Here is an 18,887-nt window from a genome sequence, read left to right on the forward strand (position 1 = left end):
CCTCCTGTTAGTCCATAATTGATGGTACTTTAATTTGACCAGCTTCTTGATCTTTTACGTTTAGCATTACTTTTTCGCGTGATAAGCCTTGTTTTGCTACGTCTTCGCGAAGTACGTTTACTAATGGTAAAACGTGAGAAGTAGGCTCTACGTTTGTTGTATCTAATTCATTTAATTGCTCTGCGAAGTCAGTGATTTTGCCTAATTGCTCTGCAAATTTTTCTGCTTCTTCTTCTGTGATGGCAAGACGAGCTAAATGTGCTACGTGTTTAACTTCTTCTTTTGATATTTTTGCCATGTATTACACCTCCAAATTCGATTAAACCATGTTGTTTATCATACCATTTTTCCCTTTAAAAATCTCCGCTTGGCTAAAAAAATAACGAAAGTTAGGCATCTCTCAGACGTTTTTTCGCCAAATTAACGCATTAACGCGGTGAAGTACTTTTAAGTTCTGTTTAAAGCCCATACATTTTAAAATCCCGCAAAAGTAAACTTGCACACTTTTGCGGGATTTTTACTAAAATATAAACTTAACTATTAAATCTAAATTCCGTCGCCATTAATATTATGCAACGTTAAATAATTTTTTAAAAATCTTTTTGTTCGTTCGTTTTGAGGATTCCCAAAAATTTCTTGTGGCGTCCCCTCTTCAATAATATAACCATCTGCCATGAAAATAACACGATCCGCTACTTCCTTTGCAAATTCCATTTCATGTGTGACAACAATCATTGTACGACCTTGTTTAATAACAGATTTCATAACGTTTAAAACTTCTTCTACTAATTCGGGATCAAGGGAAGAAGTAGGCTCATCAAATAAAATAACATATGGGTCTAAAGCAAGTGCACGTGCAATTCCGACACGTTGCTGCTGGCCACCTGAAAGTGCAATTGGATAATGGTGCTCTCGCTCTTCAAGACCTACTTCCTTTAACAGCTGATTTGCTGTTTTTTCTGCTTGTAGCTTTGATACTTTTTTCGTTAAACGAAGCGGTTCTGAAACATTATGCAATGCAGTTTTATTCTTAAACAAATTATAATTTTGAAATACCATTCCTGTTTTTCCGCGTAACTTTGTAACCTGTGACTTTTTATAGTTATTTAAATTTATTGTTTCACCATCTATTTCAATAGTACCTTGTTCCGCTTTTTCTAAAAAGTTTAGGCATCTTAGTAACGTTGATTTCCCTGAGCCTGATGGACCAATAATCGCTAGGACCTCACCATCATTAATTTCAATATCAATTCCTTTTAGAATTTTTGCTTCACCATAACTTTTATGTAGATTTTGAATTTTAATCATTTCGTTGCCTCCTTACGATACGGACGCTCTACGTAGTTTTCTAACTTCGATTGTAAGTAAGATAGAATTACAGTGATTGCCCAATAAATTAAACCAACTGTTAAGTAGGCTTCTAAAAATTTATAGGTAACAGCCGATTCCAGTTTCGCGCGTGCAAGCATATCTACTACACCAATTGTGAAGGCTAGAGACGTTTCTTTAATCATCATAATGTAGTAATTTCCCGACGATGGAATGGCCACACGTAAGACTTGCGGTAAAATGACTGTACGTAAGCCTTGCCACTTTGACATATTGACCGCATCACATGCTTCAAATTGACCTTTATCGACAGCTAAAAACGCTGAACGGAACACTTCTGATAAATACGCTGCGTTTTTCATACTAAGCGCAAAAATAACAGCAGCAACTGCCTCCAACGAACTAAAACTCGGAAATAACTGTGGCAATCCAAAATAAAAAATAAATATTTGTATTAACGTTGGGACACCGCGGAAATACGAAATAATTACCAATAAAATTGGATAGATAACAGGCACTTTAAAATTAATGATTACCGCAAAAATTAATCCAATAACAATTGCTAATAAAAATGACACCGTACCGATGTAAAGAACGATTGGCAAATACTCTATAATTTTTGGAAATATTTTAAGCATATATTGAAAATCAAAATTCATAATATCCCTCTTTCCTCTAAGAACAATCGACTAGTAATTGTGTAATAGAACATGAAAGCTGTTCAAAGAATACGTCTTTGAACAGCCTTCACAATTATTTATGTGGAATCGTTACGTCGATTGCGCTCCATTTATCTGAAAGCTCTTTTAGCGTTCCGTTATCTTGTAACTTTTGAACTTCTGCACTAAATGCTTCTAAAAATTCTTTATTTTCATCTGAACGAACAAATGGGAAGCCATAATCAAAGTTTACTAAGTAATCTTCACCATAAATTTTTAATGGTAATCCTTCATCACGAATACGAGATGCTGCTGTAATTTTTACATCAATGAATGCATCCAAACGTCCTAATGCCACTTCATTATATGTGCCACTTACATCTTGATACGGTGTAATCGTAATTTCATTTCCGTTTTCTTCATTCCACTTTTCTAAAAACTGGTGCAAGTTATTGCCCAGCAATACGCCTACTTTTTTACCTTTTAAGTCTTCAATACTATTAATTGAATTGTTATCTTCATGAACTACTAATGTTGCACCCGAATAAGCGTATGGTGTTGAAAAATCATATTTCGCACGACGTTCATCTGTCATGGCAATTAAATTGGCTACAGTATCAATTTTACCTGCATCTAACATACCGAAAATACCTGAGAACTCTGCAAATTCCCATTTAATTTCGTAACCTAATGCTTCGCCTACTTTTTCTAAAACTTCTACATCATAGCCCTGTGCATCTCCGTTTTCATCAACAGAAATAAATGGAGGGTAAATGCCTGATGAACCAACTACTAATACTTTTTTATCCTCTGCTGAAGCTTTTTCTTCCTCTTTATCAGAGCACGCTGCGAGTACTACTAACAACGCACTCAATAGCAACAAAAAGGATAACTTTTTTATTTTTTTCATTTATACTTCCGCCTTTTCTAATTGTTTTTCGATAACTTCTACTAATTCTTCCGCAAAAATTTCACGTGGATATTGGAATTCTAAATCATTTACAAATACGGTAGGAACCATCGTGACATTGCGTTCAATTGCTTCACCAATGATCAATAAGCTACGATCAATATTTGAAAACTCTTCTTTTAAACCATAATTTTGTTCAATATATTGTTTGATTTCGTGATTCGAATATTTATCCCAAGTAGCTTGGTTTTTAAAGAGCTCGCTAATAATTTCAAGCGTGCGTTGTGGATTGCTGTAATCTAAATTTGCATTGATTAATGTGCCAGGTAATAACATTTCACGTGGTTTATCATAATGCTTTACAATTACCGCTACCTGATTTGATTCGATATATTTTGGTAAGACTGTATCAACTAATTCATAAAACGTTGCACAGTAAGGACAAGCATAATTTAAAAATACTTCTACTTGAACTGGTGCGTTGGCAGCACCAAGTACTAAATAATCATTTTTAACTTCTGACATTCATAAAACCTCCAAATAAAATAATAGAAATCGAAACTAACCATATAATATACTATTCTTATAGGTATTGTAAATATAATTATTTTATTTTTTCTGATAATTTGTGATGTATTTTGAAATACGTACAAATTCTAGCTTATTCCAGTATTATTACACCTAATTTTTCAAAACAAAAAAAACGAACTAAGAAGGATTAATCCCTAGTTCGTTTATAGACTATGTGTTTATTTTGTTTTTAATTACATTTACAAGGAAAAATCATTTCCAGTTACTCATAAATATGCACAAACGGCTCGTCGCTATTCGGCTCTTTGACGATTAATACTTCTGGTCCATTTACGGACGTGATGCTGACTGTAACATTTAAATCAAGCGGTAAATGATTCAACATTAAACCGGTAATATATTGCGTGAAGCCGGTAATTTCGGCAGTGCCGTAAAACTGAATCGGAATTTCTATATCTAGCTTTTGGATATGCTTATTTTGATAGAAGCCTGTCGCAAATACACTCGTAAAGTTCGAGAAGTATTTATCAACATCTTGCTTAAAGTTTAAGAAACTTTTATTCATCTCACGGTATACATCTTCAGGCGAGTTCATTGGGAACGTCACGTATTTTTCATTAACGTCCTGCCAATCGCCTAAAGCCGTTTTCCCTTCATCCGCAAAGTTAAAGGCTACATACGAACCTGGCACTATCGAGTTACGCTCTTCTTGTTTAAATAGAGCCACCGCGATTGGAATATCCGCTAGTTCTGTGCGTGCGCGTAGGCGATTCACCACTTCTTGTGCAATCTTTTTCCCCTCTGCAACAAGCTCGTCTTCAGAAAGTTTTTGTTCGTAAAACTCCCCATATTGCTCTTTTTGATAATAATAAACTGAGTTTAATGCAAGCCCAATCGACATCCCGGCAAGCTTCACTTTATTATCATCCGTTTTTGTTAAATAATTTTGTTCCACAATATGTGATACATAAATCGGTGCTTCTGTCGCTTTCACCGTAGAGTCCATTTCCTGACCTGTTTTTTCATCGATACTCGATGGATTTAACCCTTGGTATTCCGGGCCTTTATCGGTCGTTTGGTTTGGTCGCGCCAGCCAATATTTCAACATCGTTTCATCTAAATATTGGCCCTCTTGGAAATAATATTTTTCCGTATCGTAAAAATTTTGTGAAATACGCATTAAGCCGGTTTCGACTTCTTTCATATCATATTTCGTAAAAATATTCGAAACGACTAATCCGCGACTTGCACTTTCCTTATACGGAATCAGCGTACGATAAAAATTATCGCTTAATTTCATATTTGGGATAATCGTAGTTTCCACTTCTTCTGTGTCTGATTGTTGTGTGAGCTCGGTATCAGGTGTGATGCTTGGTGTACACGCTGATAGCATTGCTGCTGCAATCATCGCCGGTATCCAGCGGTAACGTTTCATGAGAACAAGTCCCCTTTACTATAGTAATTGTTCGATTAGGTGTAGTTCATCCCAAATTTCAATGCCTAAGCTTTGCGCCTTTTCAAGCTTTGAGCCGGCATCTTCACCTACGATAACAAGATCGGTTTTTTTACTAACACTACCTGCCACAGTTCCACCTAACTGTTCTATTTTCGCCTTTGCTTCGCTACGTGTCAATTGCTGTAGTTTTCCTGTCAGCACCACAGTTTTACCAGCAAACGGATTCGTACCTGCTTCCACGACGACCTTTTTGCCTTTATAGGTCATATTAATGCCGTGCATCTTAAGACGATTCAATAATTCCACGACTTGCTCGTTCGCAAAATACGCCACAACCGACTCGGCCATTTTTTCGCCAATCTCGTGAATCCCCTTTAGCTCATCTTCTGTTGCAAGCGTTAAGGCATCCATTGTTTCAAAGTGCTCTGCCAGTATTTTTGCAGCCTTCTCCCCAACATGACGAATCCCTAAGCCGAATAAAAGACGCTCTAATGAGTTATCTTTCGATTTTGCTACAGCTTCGACTAAATTCGTTGCCGATTTCTGACCCATACGTTCTAAGTTGATCAGCTGCTCTATAGTTAAATCATACAGTCCCGACACATCTTGAATGTATTCTTCACGTAGTAATTGCTCTACAACTTTTTCACCTAAGCCATCAATATTCATCGCGTTACGTGAGACAAAATGCTTCACGCCTTCTGCAATTTGCGCAGGGCAAAGTGGATTCACACAGCGTAGTGCTACGTCTGTATCAATACGCAACACTTCCTCGTTACATGCTGGACAATGTGTTGGCATTTCGTATGGTACAGAGTCTTCTGGGCGCTGCTCAATAATTACACCCACAATTTGCGGGATAATATCGCCTGCTTTACGTACAATGACGGTATCACCAAGTCGAATATCCTTTTCACGAATTAAATCTTCATTGTGCAGTGACGCACGGCCTACTGTTGACCCTGCAACAAGTACAGGTGTTAAAATTGCAGTTGGTGTAATGACGCCTGTACGACCTACTGTTAACTCGATGTCTAAAAGCTGTGTAACAACCTCTTCTGCTGGGAATTTATATGCAATGGCCCAGCGCGGTGATTTTGCCGTGAAACCTAGCTCATCTTGTTGAGCAAAGGCATTTACTTTAATGACGATGCCGTCAATTTCATAGGCTAAATTTGGGCGCGCTTCTGTCCACTTCTCTATAAACGCTAAAACATCGTCAATTGTTTCACAATGCTGGCGCTCTTTATTTGACGGGAAACCTAGATTTTCTAGGTACTCGAGCATTTCCCAGTGGCCATCAATGCCGTAAGATTCACCGTCGCCACCAATCGAATAAATAAATGTCGATAAATTACGGCTTGCCGCGATTTTTGGGTCAAGCTGACGTAGGGAACCCGCTGCAGCGTTACGTGGGTTGGCGAATAGCTCTTCCCCGTTTTCCGCACGGCGCTCGTTTAGCTGTACAAACGAGCGTTTCGGCATATATGCTTCACCGCGCACTTCGATCGTTACCGGCTCTTTTAAACGGAGCGGAATTGCTTTAATCGTTTTTAAGTTTGCGGTAATATCCTCACCAATAGAGCCGTCACCACGCGTTGCCCCTTGCACGAATACCCCATTTTCATAGCGTAATGAAATCGCTAAACCATCGATTTTTAATTCGCAGACATACGAATAGTTTTCACCGATTGCCTGCTCAATTTTACGGTCAAAATCACGTAAATCTTCTTCATTAAAGGCATTTGATAAGCTGAGCATTGCGGTTTGGTGCGTTACTTTTTGGAAGCCTTCTAGTACCGCGCCCCCAACACGCTGCGTAGGAGAATCTGCATAAATAAATTGTGGATTCGCTTCTTCAAGTGCGATTAACTCATGTAGCAGTTGATCGTACACGCTATCTTCTACAAGCGGCTTGTCCTGTACGTAATACGCATAGCCGTACTCGTGAAGTAGCTTATTTAGCTCCGCAATTCGTTGTTCAATTTCATTCATAACGTTTCCTCCTAAGCTTTCGTAATCGGTGCGAATTTCGCAAGTAATCGTTTAATTCCTGTTGGTGCTGGGAATGCGATATCTAGTTCCATACCGTCGCCTTCACCTTTTACGCTCACAACCATACCAACGCCCCATTTACCATGAGACGCCTTGTCACCAATCTTCCAATCAAACTGATTACCGCCTGTTGAATTTAAGCGTGAAATTTGTGAAGATGGCTTTTGAATTTCGCCAAGTGAGCGTTTATTCGCACTTCGGTTTGATGAAAATGGTAATGAACGGTCATTGTAATTTCCTGTGTTACTACGCGTTACTTGCTCTAACACGTCTTCATCAATTTCGCGTAAAAAGCGTGAAGGTGCGTTGTAGCCCGTGCGACCAAAAATTGTACGAGAACCCGCACAAGTCAAGTACAGACGCTGTTCTGCACGCGTCGCGCCGACATACATTAAGCGACGCTCTTCAGCCATTTCTTCTTCACTTTCTAAAGAACGTGAATGCGGGAAAATATTTTCTTCCATGCCGATAATGAACACAACCGGGAACTCTAGCCCTTTTGCTGCGTGCATCGTCATTAAAATAATCGAGCCATTTTTTTGCTCTTCTTCATCTAATTTATCAATATCTGCGACAAGCGCTAAGTCCGTTAAAAACGCGACAAGCGATTGGTCTTCACTACGCGCTTCGAACGCTTGTGTAACGGTTAAAAACTCTTCAATATTTTCTAAACGGCTTTCTGCTTCGATTGATTTCTCTGCTTTTAACATTTGACGATAGCCTGATTTTTCAAGCACCTCTTCGACAATTTCTGTTACTGAAAGCTCGCTTTGACGCGCACTTAATGAACGAATCATATTGTAAAAGTTTTCTGCTGATGCCGATGCCTTCCCGGTTAAGCCCATAAACACAAGCTCACTCATCGCATCAAAAATCGAACGATCTTGCTGAAGCGCGTAGCCAAGCATTTTATCGAACGATGTTGCACCAATCGCACGCTTTGGTTCATTAATAATACGGGCTAGTGATAAATCATCATCATTATTTGAAATTAAACGCAGGTATGCAAGTAAGTCTTTAATTTCTTTACGATCATAGAACTTCGTACCGCCAACGATTTGGTAGTTCATATTAGACTTTACAAGCACATCCTCAATGACACGTGACTGGGCATTGGTACGATAAAGAATGGCAAAATCATCAAGCGTATAGTCTTCATCCTTCATCAACTTTTGAATCGTACGCACAACATACTGTGCCTCGTCCTGCTCATTACCGGCTTTGTAAAGCTGTACTTTTTCACCTTCTGGATTGTCTGTACGTAGCACCTTTTTGTAGCGATTTTTATTATTTTTAATGACGCTATTTGCTGCTTGTAAAATACGTTGTGTAGAACGGTAGTTTTGTTCAAGCATAATCACTTTTGCGTCTTTATAATCTTTTTCAAACGATAAAATATTCGTAATATCCGCACCGCGCCAGCGATAAATCGACTGATCTGAGTCCCCTACAACACAAATGTTATGGAACTTTTTAGCTAGCATTTTAACTAGTAAGTATTGGGTTTTATTTGTATCTTGGTACTCATCCACGTGAATATATTGAAATTTATTTTGATAAAATTCTAGTACATCTGGTGCTTCTTTGAATAAACGAATCGTTAGCATAATCAAATCGTCAAAATCGGCACTTTGATTTTGTTTTAGACGTTTTTGATAGCCTTTATACACCTGTGCGACAATTTTTTCGAATGGATTATGTGGATTCATATTCGCCTCGAATTCACTCGCTGTGATACATTCATTTTTCGCCGAGCTAATCGTATTTAAAATCGCACGGGGGTCGTACTTTTTCGGGTCAATATTGTCCTTTTTTAAAATATTTTTAACAACTGTTAATTGATCGGTGCTATCTAAAATCGAAAAGCTTTTAGAATAACCGATACGGTCGATATTGCGGCGTAAAATACGGACACACATTGAGTGGAACGTCGATACCCACATGCTTTCTGTTGTCCCGTTTCCTAAAATACCATCAATACGCTCACGCATTTCGCGCGCGGCCTTATTTGTAAACGTAATGGCTAAAATTTTCGACGGGTATACTTCACGCTCCACAACTAAATACGCAATACGATGCGTTAATACACGTGTTTTCCCTGACCCGGCACCCGCCATAATCAGTAGTGGACCTTCTGTTGTTTTAACAGCTTCCGCTTGCTGTGGATTCATACCTACTAGTAAGTTTTTTGCTATGTGCTCCATGCTGCACCTTCCTTTAAAAGAACATTTGTTCCTATTTTATCATAATCACCCGATTCAAGCGGGATACTACAAGATTTTTTCAAAAATCTTTTACTTCACTGTATTTTTAACGGCTTGTACCGTTTTTAACGCTGCCTTTAAGTCATCATAAATAATATTGCCAACAACGACTGTATCTGCGTATGCGGCCATTTCCGTTGCTTGTGCTACTGACGTAATACCGCCACCGTAAAACAGCTTTGTCGTTTCTAACACTTCAGCTGTTGCTTTGACCATGTCAACATCGCCATAAGCGCCACTATATTCTAAATAGAAGATTGGCATTTTGAAGTAATTTTCTGCCATACGTGCATAAGCAATCACATCATCTTCTGTTAAATCTGTTTTTGCATTCGTTACTTGTGCCACTTTGCAATCTGGGTTTAATACACAGTATCCTTCTGCCACAAGCTCTTCCCAAATTAACACATCACCGTATTCCTTAATTGCCTCGTGATGCAAATCCTTCACCCAGGTTGTTTCCATACTATTTAATACAGACGGAATGAAATAGTAATCGTAGCCTGGTGAAATGCTATCAACATTTGAAATTTCAAGCGCGATCGGCACAGAATAACGACGAACGCGTACTAATAAATCTAACACACCATCCAGTGTCACATCATCGGTACCGCCAACTAAAATCACGTCTGTCCCTGATTCACAAATTTGTTCTAACGCCTCATTCGAGATTTCCTTCGCTGGGTCTAATTTAAACACGTGACGCCAATTTAAATAATCCATTGTCATTTCCACCTATTCCTCTAATTTATCTATAACGTTTGAAGTCATTTCACTTATTTTCGACTACCTCTTAGTATAACGAATCTATGAAAAATATTAAAAGACTGAGCGATGAATTTGCTCAGTCTTTTACGCTGTATCCGTTTATTTAACTGGATGAGCTGCTTGTTACTTTGATGTAAACGGCTTTTCTTCTGGATAAAGACGACCAAGCATCTCATCATACGTGTCATTGCCATAATCGAAGCAACGGCGTACGCGCGAAATTGTTGCTGTTGACGCACCTGTTTCTTTCTTAATTGTTTCATACGTTTTCTTTAAACGTAGTAAATGCGCCACTTCAAAACGCTGTGCTAATGATTGGATTTCACTAATCGTGCACAGATCATCAAAAAACTTGTAGCATTCCTCAATATCTTTTAACTCTAGGACCGCTTTAAATAGCTGTTCTGTTTGATGACCACGAATCTTTTCAATTTGCATGTAGCCCACCATTCCCTCTCTACTCTGAATATGTAACAGCTGTCGTTAGGCCTGGCGATGTTGGTACAAAATGAACCCATGTTTTCCCTGGTACGAGCTTCACTTCTGTGCCATCTTCCTCCACGGCAGTTAACAGGCCGTCTATATTTTCCCATTTCACTTCACGTATCGTACCAGCTTGTGCCACGTACGCATTGCCTCCGTCTGTAATCGTAATGTCACGTCGACCTTCATTATCAATCACACGGTGTGGCATTTCAAAAAATAAAACATTGGCTAATTCGACTGACGCATTTGTTGCGTAATCAATCGTTTCGATAGTTGCCGAATAACGCGTATAGTGATTTTCTTCACTATTATAAACATAATGGCTGTTAAATGAACCACCATTATTATACTTCATCGTCACTTCGTTAGCCGGTACTCCTATTTTAACATTATCTTCGGCTTCGTAAAATGGATATGATACTTTTTTCTGATAAAGTAGTGAAGCGCCGATTTTTTCTGCACCTGCTACGACATTTTCACCTGAAATATAGGAGTTATGAGGCGCTTTTCTTGCTGAAGAACGCTTGAAAAAAGTCCCATCATAATTCATGCCATTAATATGATCGACTACTTTACGGTCAAGCATTGACTTTGCTTCTGGGCTATAGCCGTGCGCAATATAAAACGCATCTAACCCGCCTGCCATATCAATAAAATACGAACGTGCACTACGGATTGGTCCAATCGATTCCGGAATTTCTGATTGGAATAATGCTAAGAAGCGCGTTACATCACCCTCTGCTAGCATTTCATACACCACATCCGCTGAAGCAAGCCCTGATTGTGGGCGTGCTTGTGGATGATTGTTAATTGTTGCTAGGATCGGGCGCGTTGTCACTTCTTCTGCCACACGCTCCCCTGTGAACGGCATCACATACGGTAGCATTTCCGCTGCTTCTGCTAGGATTTCATCTTCTTTAACATCTTCTAGTTCTTCGATTGGTTCCTGTGTTTCTTCTTTAGTTGAGCAACCCGAAATAATGGCTGCACACAACATTGTAGCTGCGAATAAATGGAGCTTTTTCACGTTGGTGACCCCCTAGAATATTTTTTTAACGCATGACAGCTGGTAACATCACTGTATTTTTCATGACATCAAAAATACCGCGCGTCGTAATTCGAACATATGGTAAATGCGTCGATTGTAAAAATAATAATGTATAAATCGCATCAGAATGATTATAGCCGCGCGTCTTTAACGCTTTTTTCAGCTCTACTTCAAGTGGAATTAAATCATTCACATCGCCATCATAAATACTTCCAGCAAGAGTTAATGGCACTTTCACAACTACTTGTCCATCTTCTACAAGTACAATGCCACCACTCATTTGTTTTAATTCATTAAAAGCATGCATCATTTCTTTCATGCTTTTTCCGATTAAAATAATATCGCCTGTATTTGAGTACGAAGAGGCAAAACCTTTTACATGCGTCGCAAAGCCTTTAATCATCGTGTTCACACGCCATTTTCCGTCACGGTCAACTAACATTAAATAGCTTTCGTCATGATCTGATGGTAAATCGTGCTGACCTTGACTTTTCACGCTATAGGGCTTTGTAATGACATCATTGACCATTTCAATTCCGATGGGCATCGAAAATTGAAAATCAGCCTCATGTAAATCAAAATCCATCGCTAATTCACCAAATACCGATAAATCCGTTTTTGGGAACGCCTTTGTATCAAGGCCGTCCTTTTTTAGCCAAACCCCTTTTGCTAGCACCGCTTCAGGCGTTGGTGAAAATTCGTCTTCTAAAATATTAATATTGGCATAGCGACCCGTTGCGATTAAGCCGTGTAAATTCGTCATATTGTAATAGCGTGCAACGTTATATGTAGCCATATTATACGCATCTACCGGGCGAACACCTGCTTCAAGTGCAGCCTTAATACATTTATCAATAACCCCGTCTTGGTGGAAACCTGGTGTCGAGCCATCTGTCGTCATCATTAAATGATCGAATACATCATAGCCCTTCTCAACAACTGCCTTTAAAAGCACGGGTAAATCTGGGCGAATCGAAGAGTAACGTAACGTCACGGCATAGCCATGCTGCAGACGCATTTCAACATCTTCGATTGTCATCGATTCATGATCGCCATCCACACCGAATAAACGCATTTTCGTTAATGTTTTTTCCGATGCTCCTGGTAAATGCCCTTCAATTTTCTTACCTTTATGTTTTGCTGCTTGAATCCAGTACAGCATTTGATCATCACCGCGCATAAGTCTCGGCCAGCCTGTTAGCTCACCACCCATGATTACATCATGACGATCCAACCATTCCATGACTGATGCATTTGAATACAGCTCGCCTTCATTTTCCAGTTCGGTTTGCGAATCAAAACGACTCCACCAGTAAAACGAAAACGGGAGCTTACTTAGCTCGTCCATAAAAGAAAACGCTTTCTTATTCCCTAATAACGAAACAAACGACATATTATCAGAAATGAACGTCGTCGTTCCACTTTGCGCACAAAATTCCGCAAAGCTATGTGGGTTATAGAGCTGGAATGGATGAACATGTGGCTCGATATAACCGGGAACTACCTTTTTCCCCGCGATATCAATTATTTCTGTTCCTTCAATATTAGAAGGCATTTCTTTACCAACATAGACGATGCGGTCATCTGCGATCCAAATATTTCCTGTCATCCATGTTTTCATCATGCTATGTAAATAAGTTGCATTTTGTAGTACTAAATTCGGAGCAGCATGCCCATCAATAATACTCACTTGTTTTCGTATATTATTTATTTTCCATTTAATTTCCGGCATTTTAAACACTCCTCTCAAATCATCCGTATCTTTCGGGTAAAAATCCACATACTTAAATCATTATATTTTGCTTTATGTTAGCTTTCCCTACATTATTCCCTATTTAAGAATAATCGTATCATAGCACTTTCATAAAGCAAAGTGTTTCAAGTTTTATTTTAAAAAATAGCTAAAAAAGGAGGATATTACCATATGTTAGAACCAAATATTTCAGAAACAAATGCCTTTGTGCGCATGATGTGTGGCGTGGCGATGACAGCTTTTGGCATAGGTCGCATTTCTCGGAATCCACAGTGTACAACCGGTCGCATTATGATACTTGCTGGTGCGATGAAGGTTGCGGAAGGCTATTATCAATATTGCCCAGTGACGGCGATGGTCATGCAAGATGAAACAGGGCCGGAAACGGAATCTAATACATTTTCATAATTCACTCAAACCTTGAGCCCTCTGACGGTAACATTCAGGAATAGTTTCAAAAACGAAAACATTTTCTCATATAAAAAACCACTTTCATTTAAGTAAATTTACTTAGTGAAAGTGGTTCTTCAAATTAACGATGATTATTTAAACGTTCTCCACCCAATATCACTACGGAAGAAGAAGTTATCCCATTCTTTTTTCGCAAGCTCAGCATATACTTTTTCCTGCGCTTCTTTTAAATTCGTTGCTTCTGCTGCGACTAGTAACACACGCCCGCCATTACCGACAAACTGACCATCTACTAGCTTCGTACCCGCGTGGAATACAGGTAGCTCGATGTCGCTTAAATTAGGAAGTGCGTTGCCTTTTACTACCTCACCCGGATAACCTTCTGCTGCTACGACTACACCTAGAATGGCTTCGTCTTTCCATTTGAGATCAAATGGTTTTTCTTCCATTAAACTGACCACAAATTTACCAAAATCAGATGCCATACGTGGTAATACGACTTGTGTTTCAGGGTCACCGAAACGTGCGTTGAACTCGATTACCTTTGGACCATTTTTCGTTAAAATTAGCCCTGCATATAAAATCCCTGTAAACGATACGCCTTCTGCATCCATTGCTTTTACAGTTGGCTCAACGATTGTGTCGTATGCTACTTTTACAATTTCTTCAGAAATTTGTGGTACTGGTGAATACGCGCCCATACCGCCTGTGTTTGGTCCCTTATCCCCGTCATATGCACGCTTATGATCTTGCGCGATTACCATCGGATAAATTTGACCTTTATGTACGAACGACATAAAGCTGAACTCTTCACCGTCAAGGAATTCCTCAACAACAACGCGGCTTGAAGAATCGCCAAAGCGTTGGTTGCCGATCATGTCTTCAACCGCTTCAATTGCTTCTTGTTCTGTCATCGCAACGATTACACCTTTACCCGCTGCTAAACCATCCGCTTTAATTACGATTGGTGCACCTTGTTCTTTAATATACGCAACCGCTTTATCTGCTTCTGTAAATGTTTCATGCGCTGCTGTTGGGATATTGTATTTATTCATAATGTCTTTTGCATATGATTTTGAACCTTCGATTTTTGCTGCGGCTTTTGTTGGACCAAAGATCACTAAGCCTTGCTCGTTGAAGTAATCCACAATGCCTTCTGCAAGTGGTTGCTCTGGGCCAACGAATGTTAATGCGACGTTATTTGCTTTTGCGAATACGGCTAATTTTGCGAATTCTAATGCATCGATTGCTACGACTTCCGCGTCAGCTCTCATGCCGTCGTTACCTGGTGCTACGAAAACCTTTTCTACAGATGGTGCGTTGTTAAATTGTTTAGCGATTGCATGCTCACGACCGCCACTACCGATTACAAGAATGTTCATTATGAGCTCTCCTTTGTTATGAAAAGTAATTTAGGTTATCTAACCCGTTGCTTTCCATTCCGGCGGACGCTTTCCACGGGCACGGCTCCAGCCTTCTCCCTCACTTCGTTCAGTCCGGGTGCTGCCGCTCGTGCTATTCCCGTAGGAGTCGCCACCTACATTCCAAGCAACTAGAATATTTCTTTAGCATTCGTTATACGTTTAATAAACTATAAAATTGTATAAAAAAACGCCCGCCATAATTTAGGCGAGCGTTTTTCATTAATGGTCGTTGACACTGCGCTACCCGACCAAAAGTAGTGCTGTGCGTAGTACAATCAATGATCATTTTTTATTAACGGTGCATCTCCCGGCCAAAGTCGATGCAGTCGTTAATGTTATTTTTTCCGATGAGGACCCGGCCAAGAATCCAAATCGTCTTATTTACCTGTCTCCCGGCCAGAGAGAAGATAAATAATGCATTTGCAAACGCTTCTGCTAACGTCCGGCCAGAACATTAGCGAAACATTATTCTATTATAAAGCTTTTTTTGAAATTTTTCTACTATAATTGCTGGGAAAGTGATAATTAGTGTTTGAAATGACGAACACCCGTGAACACCATTGTAATCCCTGCTTGGTTTGCTGCGTCGATAGAATCTTGGTCTTTAATCGATCCACCCGGTTGAATAATCGCTGTAATACCTGCTGCGATTGCCGCTTCTACCGTATCTGCCATTGGGAAGAATGCGTCAGATGCAAGTGCTGCACCTTTTGCTTTTTCGCCTGCTTGCTCGAATGCGATTTTAGCCGCGCCTACACGGTTCATTTGACCAGCGCCTACACCTAGTGTCATTTGCGCATCTGTTACAACGATCGCATTTGATTTTACGTGTTTCACAACTGACCAACCAAGTTGTAATGCTTCCCACTCTTGTTCAGTAGGTTCACGGTCTGTTACAACTTTAATGTCTGCATTAGCAAATCCGTAACGGTCTGGCTCTTGTACAAGTAAGCCACCTTCAACCGATACCACATTGAATTGATCTTGCTTTTCTTGAGCGAAATCAATTGTTAATAGGCGAATGTTTTTCTTCGTCGTTAAAATTTCTAACGCTTCCGCACTAAAACTTGGTGCGATGATGATTTCTAAGAAAATGCCTGATAATTTTTCAGCCGTTGCTTTGTCTACTTCCATATTTAACGCGATAATACCGCCAAAGATTGAAGTTGAATCTGCTTCGTATGCTTTATCGAATGCTTCTTCGATTGTTACACCTGTACCAACACCACAAGGGTTCATATGCTTCACAGCAACTGCTGCTGGCATTTCAAACTCTTTAACGATTTGAAGTGCTGCATTGGCATCTTGAATATTGTTGTACGATAATTCTTTACCGTGTAATTGTGTCGCATAGGCGATTGAGAAGTCAGAGCCTAAACGTTTTGCATAGAACGCTGCTTTTTGGTGCGGGTTTTCACCGTAACGTAATGTTTGTTTTAACTCATACGTTAACGTTAAGTTTTCTGGGAACTCATCACCAATCGCATTTGTTAAGTGATTTGAAATATACGAATCATAAGCCGCTGTATGGCGGAATACTTTCGCTGCTAAACGACGACGTGTTTCTAATGTAGTTTTAGCATCTGCTTTTAATTCTTCTAAAACGACTGCATAGTCCGTTGAATCCACGATTACTGTTACATAATCATGATTTTTTGCTGCAGAACGTAGCATCGTTGGACCGCCGATATCGATATTTTCGATTGCGTCATCCCAAGTAACATCTGGTTTTGAGATTGTTTCTACGAACGGGTAAAGGTTTACACAGACGATTTCAATTGGCTCGATTCCGTGCTCTTGCATTTGTGCAACGTGAGAAGGCTCATCAAATTTCCCTAACAGACCACCGTGGATCATTGGGTTTAATGTTTTTACACGGCCATCTAAAATCTCAGGGAACTTTGTTACTTCGTCCACTGCTGTTACCGGTACGTTGTTATCTTGTAATAATTTTTTTGTGCCACCTGTAGAAAGTACTTCATAGCCAAGTGCTACTAATTCTTTTGCAAATTCTAAAATTCCATTTTTATCTGAAACACTAATAAGTGCACGTTTCGTCACGACTAGGTCCCCCAATTTTTATTGTTTTCATTTCGGTAAGTACATGCCCTCTCATGGAGCGACTTATGCGAAAGTTTGTTTAAATAGCTGCTGTAATGTATTCGTATAAAGTGCGTGCTCCAATTTATGAACACGCGCTTCCGTTTGTTCACGGTCTCCAGGAACGACGTCAACCGCGCCCTGTGCAATAATTTTCCCTGTATCCATACCAGCGTCCACGTAATGTACGGTAACACCGGTTACTTTGACACCATGATCCATTGCTTGACCAATGGCGTCTTTGCCTGGGAATGATGGTAATAATGAGGGGTGGATATTAATAATACGGTTTTCATACGCAGTGAGTAATGTCTCACCAACAAGACGCATATAACCTGCTAAAATTACCCAATCCACATCATGTGCTTCAAGTAGCTCAATCACCTTTTGCTCATATGCTACTTTGTTTTCAAATGCTTTAGGTGCAAGCTCTACAACTGGAATGCCGAAATTATTCGCACGTGTGACAACAAAAGCGCCCGGCTTGTCCGTAATAACAAGCTCGATGGTCGCATGTAATTCGCCGCGCTCGATTGCTTCTTGAAGCGCTTGGAAGTTTGAACCACTTCCTGAAGCAAACACTGCTAGTTTCGTAGTCATTACACTAGGCTCCCGTCATGCTCACCGTTGAATAGAACGCCTTCACCTTTCACAACGCGACCAATTGTGTAGGCTTTTTCACCGTTTGCTTCTGCTGCAGCGATTACGTTATCAACCTCTGATGCAGGAACAGCCATAACAAAGCCGATTCCCATGTTGAATACGTTATAAAGGTCTTTGTCTGCTAATTGGCCTTTGTCTTTTAAGAAGTCAAAGATCGGTAGTACTGGCCAAGTGCCTAAATCAATTTCTGTTGCTAACCCTTCAGGCATCATACGTGGTAAGTTTTCATAGAAACCGCCACCTGTTACGTGTGCACAGCCGTGTACTTCTGCTGCTTTTAATGCGGCAAGTACAGGTTTTGCATATAACTTTGTTGGTACTAATAATGCTTCACCAATTGGCCCTAAACTTTCATAGCCTTCAACTACTGCATCTACCGCATAGCCATTATCAGCAAATACCACTTTACGCACTAATGAATAACCGTTTGAATGGACGCCACTTGATGCAAGACCAACAAGTACGTCACCTTCTACGATGTTTTCACCTGTAATGATGTCTTTCTTTTCACAAGCACCTACAGCAAAACCAGCTAAATCATACTCGTCTTCTTCGTAAAGACCTGGCATCTCCGCTGTTTCGCCTCCGATTAACGCTGCACCAGATTGCACACAGCCATCCGCTACACCTTTAACAATTTGCTCGATTTTTTCAGGGAATGCTTTACCAACTGCTACATAGTCAAGGAAGTAAAGTGGCTCTGCGCCTTGTGCAACGATATCGTTTACACACATTGCCACACAGTCAACACCGATTGTATCGTGCTTATCGACCATGAATGCTAGCTTTAACTTTGTCCCAACACCATCTGTACCTGAAATAAGAACGGGTTCTTTTAAGTTTAACGTAGATAAATCGAACATACCGCCAAAGCCGCCGAATGTCCCCATCACACCTAATCGATTTGTGCGCTCAACGTGTGATTTCATACGTTTTACGGCTTCATAACCTGCTTCAATATTAACGCCTGCTTGTTCATATGCTTTAGACATACTGTACTTGCTCCTCCTTAAATAGAGGAAGGGCATTC

17 protein-coding genes are annotated in these 18,887 nt (G+C 39.9%); 1 reads left to right on the plus strand and 16 read right to left on the minus strand.

Going from position 1 to position 18,887, the window contains the following annotated elements; all coding sequences use genetic code 11:
* Positions 1-7 precede the first annotated feature (7 nt).
* The 12 genes from gatC to NSQ62_RS18780 all read right to left on the minus strand — a co-directional run bounded on the left by gatC (position 8) and on the right by NSQ62_RS18780 (position 13,238).
* Complete coding sequence (gene gatC, locus NSQ62_RS18725; RefSeq protein WP_341321580.1) at positions 8-298, minus strand: Asp-tRNA(Asn)/Glu-tRNA(Gln) amidotransferase subunit GatC; 291 nt, start codon at positions 296-298, stop codon at positions 8-10.
* 248 nt (positions 299-546) lie between these two features.
* A complete protein-coding gene (locus tag NSQ62_RS18730; protein WP_341321581.1) occupies positions 547-1,308 on the minus strand; it encodes an amino acid ABC transporter ATP-binding protein in 762 nt (253 codons plus the stop codon).
* Positions 1,305-1,988, minus strand: a complete 684-nt coding sequence (locus tag NSQ62_RS18735; protein ID WP_341321582.1) for an amino acid ABC transporter permease — start codon at positions 1,986-1,988, stop codon at positions 1,305-1,307. Before NSQ62_RS18735 ends, NSQ62_RS18730 begins: the two co-directional genes overlap by 4 nt.
* A 94-nt stretch (positions 1,989-2,082) precedes the next feature.
* A complete protein-coding gene (locus NSQ62_RS18740; RefSeq protein WP_341321583.1) occupies positions 2,083-2,898 on the minus strand; it encodes a transporter substrate-binding domain-containing protein in 816 nt (271 codons plus the stop codon).
* Positions 2,899-3,423 (minus strand): thioredoxin domain-containing protein, encoded by a 525-nt coding sequence (locus NSQ62_RS18745; protein ID WP_341321584.1) that lies wholly within the window; start codon positions 3,421-3,423, stop codon positions 2,899-2,901.
* Between the two features lie 268 nt (positions 3,424-3,691).
* Positions 3,692-4,864: a CamS family sex pheromone protein gene (locus NSQ62_RS18750; RefSeq protein WP_341321585.1), complete on the minus strand. Its 1,173-nt coding sequence runs from the start codon at positions 4,862-4,864 to the stop codon at positions 3,692-3,694.
* Positions 4,865-4,882: 18 nt separating this feature from the next.
* Positions 4,883-6,880, minus strand: a complete 1,998-nt coding sequence (gene ligA, locus NSQ62_RS18755) for an NAD-dependent DNA ligase LigA (RefSeq protein ID WP_341321586.1) — start codon at positions 6,878-6,880, stop codon at positions 4,883-4,885.
* Between the two features lie 11 nt (positions 6,881-6,891).
* The gene (pcrA, locus tag NSQ62_RS18760) at positions 6,892-9,144 is read right to left on the minus strand and encodes a DNA helicase PcrA (protein ID WP_341321587.1); all 2,253 of its coding nucleotides are present in this window, start codon (positions 9,142-9,144) and stop codon (positions 6,892-6,894) included.
* Between the two features lie 90 nt (positions 9,145-9,234).
* A complete protein-coding gene (locus tag NSQ62_RS18765) occupies positions 9,235-9,927 on the minus strand; it encodes a heptaprenylglyceryl phosphate synthase (protein WP_341321588.1) in 693 nt (230 codons plus the stop codon).
* Between the two features lie 168 nt (positions 9,928-10,095).
* Positions 10,096-10,410 (minus strand): YerC/YecD family TrpR-related protein, encoded by a 315-nt coding sequence (locus NSQ62_RS18770; protein ID WP_108714523.1) that lies wholly within the window; start codon positions 10,408-10,410, stop codon positions 10,096-10,098.
* Positions 10,411-10,429: 19 nt separating this feature from the next.
* A complete protein-coding gene (locus NSQ62_RS18775; RefSeq protein ID WP_341323977.1) occupies positions 10,430-11,455 on the minus strand; it encodes a DUF3048 domain-containing protein in 1,026 nt (341 codons plus the stop codon).
* A 55-nt stretch (positions 11,456-11,510) separates the two neighbouring features.
* Entirely contained in the window at positions 11,511-13,238 is a 1,728-nt protein-coding gene (locus NSQ62_RS18780; RefSeq protein WP_341321589.1) for an adenine deaminase C-terminal domain-containing protein, read from the minus strand.
* Positions 13,239-13,430: 192 nt separating this feature from the next.
* Between NSQ62_RS18780 and NSQ62_RS18785 the strand changes: the two genes are divergently transcribed.
* On the plus strand, positions 13,431-13,667 hold the full coding sequence (locus tag NSQ62_RS18785; protein ID WP_341321590.1) for a DUF2892 domain-containing protein: 237 nt from the start codon (positions 13,431-13,433) through the stop codon (positions 13,665-13,667).
* A gap of 134 nt (positions 13,668-13,801) precedes the next feature.
* On the opposite strand, the gene purD is transcribed toward NSQ62_RS18785, so the two are convergent.
* The 4 genes from purD to purM all read right to left on the minus strand — a co-directional run bounded on the left by purD (position 13,802) and on the right by purM (position 18,849).
* Positions 13,802-15,052 carry a phosphoribosylamine--glycine ligase gene (purD, locus tag NSQ62_RS18790; protein ID WP_341321591.1) on the minus strand — a complete coding sequence of 417 codons (1,251 nt, stop codon included), beginning with the start codon at positions 15,050-15,052 and terminating at the stop codon, positions 13,802-13,804.
* Positions 15,053-15,619: 567 nt separating this feature from the next.
* Positions 15,620-17,155: a bifunctional phosphoribosylaminoimidazolecarboxamide formyltransferase/IMP cyclohydrolase gene (gene purH / locus NSQ62_RS18795; RefSeq protein WP_341321592.1), complete on the minus strand. Its 1,536-nt coding sequence runs from the start codon at positions 17,153-17,155 to the stop codon at positions 15,620-15,622.
* 63 nt (positions 17,156-17,218) lie between these two features.
* Positions 17,219-17,794 (minus strand): phosphoribosylglycinamide formyltransferase, encoded by a 576-nt coding sequence (purN, locus tag NSQ62_RS18800; RefSeq protein ID WP_341321593.1) that lies wholly within the window; start codon positions 17,792-17,794, stop codon positions 17,219-17,221.
* Positions 17,794-18,849, minus strand: a complete 1,056-nt coding sequence (gene purM / locus NSQ62_RS18805) for a phosphoribosylformylglycinamidine cyclo-ligase (RefSeq protein WP_341321594.1) — start codon at positions 18,847-18,849, stop codon at positions 17,794-17,796. The genes purN and purM overlap by 1 nt, the downstream gene beginning before the upstream one ends.
* Positions 18,850-18,887: the final 38 nt, after the last annotated feature.

Origin of the sequence: Solibacillus sp. FSL H8-0523, from assembly GCF_038051985.1 — a bacterium.
GTDB lineage: Bacteria > Bacillota > Bacilli > Bacillales_A > Planococcaceae > Solibacillus.

Coding starts and splice junctions, on each gene's coding strand:
- purD (WP_341321591.1), bottom strand. CDS start 15,052: ATGAACATTCTTGTAATCGGTAGTGGCGGTCGTGAGCATGCAATCGCT.
- purM (WP_341321594.1), bottom strand. CDS start 18,849: ATGTCTAAAGCATATGAACAAGCAGGCGTTAATATTGAAGCAGGTTAT.
- NSQ62_RS18745 (WP_341321584.1), bottom strand. CDS start 3,423: ATGTCAGAAGTTAAAAATGATTATTTAGTACTTGGTGCTGCCAACGCA.
- NSQ62_RS18750 (WP_341321585.1), bottom strand. CDS start 4,864: ATGAAACGTTACCGCTGGATACCGGCGATGATTGCAGCAGCAATGCTA.
- NSQ62_RS18740 (WP_341321583.1), bottom strand. CDS start 2,898: ATGAAAAAAATAAAAAAGTTATCCTTTTTGTTGCTATTGAGTGCGTTG.
- ligA (WP_341321586.1), bottom strand. CDS start 6,880: ATGAATGAAATTGAACAACGAATTGCGGAGCTAAATAAGCTACTTCAC.
- NSQ62_RS18730 (WP_341321581.1), bottom strand. CDS start 1,308: ATGATTAAAATTCAAAATCTACATAAAAGTTATGGTGAAGCAAAAATT.
- gatC (WP_341321580.1), bottom strand. CDS start 298: ATGGCAAAAATATCAAAAGAAGAAGTTAAACACGTAGCACATTTAGCT.
- NSQ62_RS18735 (WP_341321582.1), bottom strand. CDS start 1,988: ATGAATTTTGATTTTCAATATATGCTTAAAATATTTCCAAAAATTATA.
- NSQ62_RS18765 (WP_341321588.1), bottom strand. CDS start 9,927: ATGGATTATTTAAATTGGCGTCACGTGTTTAAATTAGACCCAGCGAAG.
- NSQ62_RS18780 (WP_341321589.1), bottom strand. CDS start 13,238: ATGCCGGAAATTAAATGGAAAATAAATAATATACGAAAACAAGTGAGT.
- NSQ62_RS18775 (WP_341323977.1), bottom strand. CDS start 11,455: ATGTTGTGTGCAGCCATTATTTCGGGTTGCTCAACTAAAGAAGAAACA.
- purN (WP_341321593.1), bottom strand. CDS start 17,794: ATGACTACGAAACTAGCAGTGTTTGCTTCAGGAAGTGGTTCAAACTTC.
- NSQ62_RS18770 (WP_108714523.1), bottom strand. CDS start 10,410: ATGCAAATTGAAAAGATTCGTGGTCATCAAACAGAACAGCTATTTAAA.
- NSQ62_RS18785 (WP_341321590.1), top strand. CDS start 13,431: ATGTTAGAACCAAATATTTCAGAAACAAATGCCTTTGTGCGCATGATG.
- pcrA (WP_341321587.1), bottom strand. CDS start 9,144: ATGGAGCACATAGCAAAAAACTTACTAGTAGGTATGAATCCACAGCAA.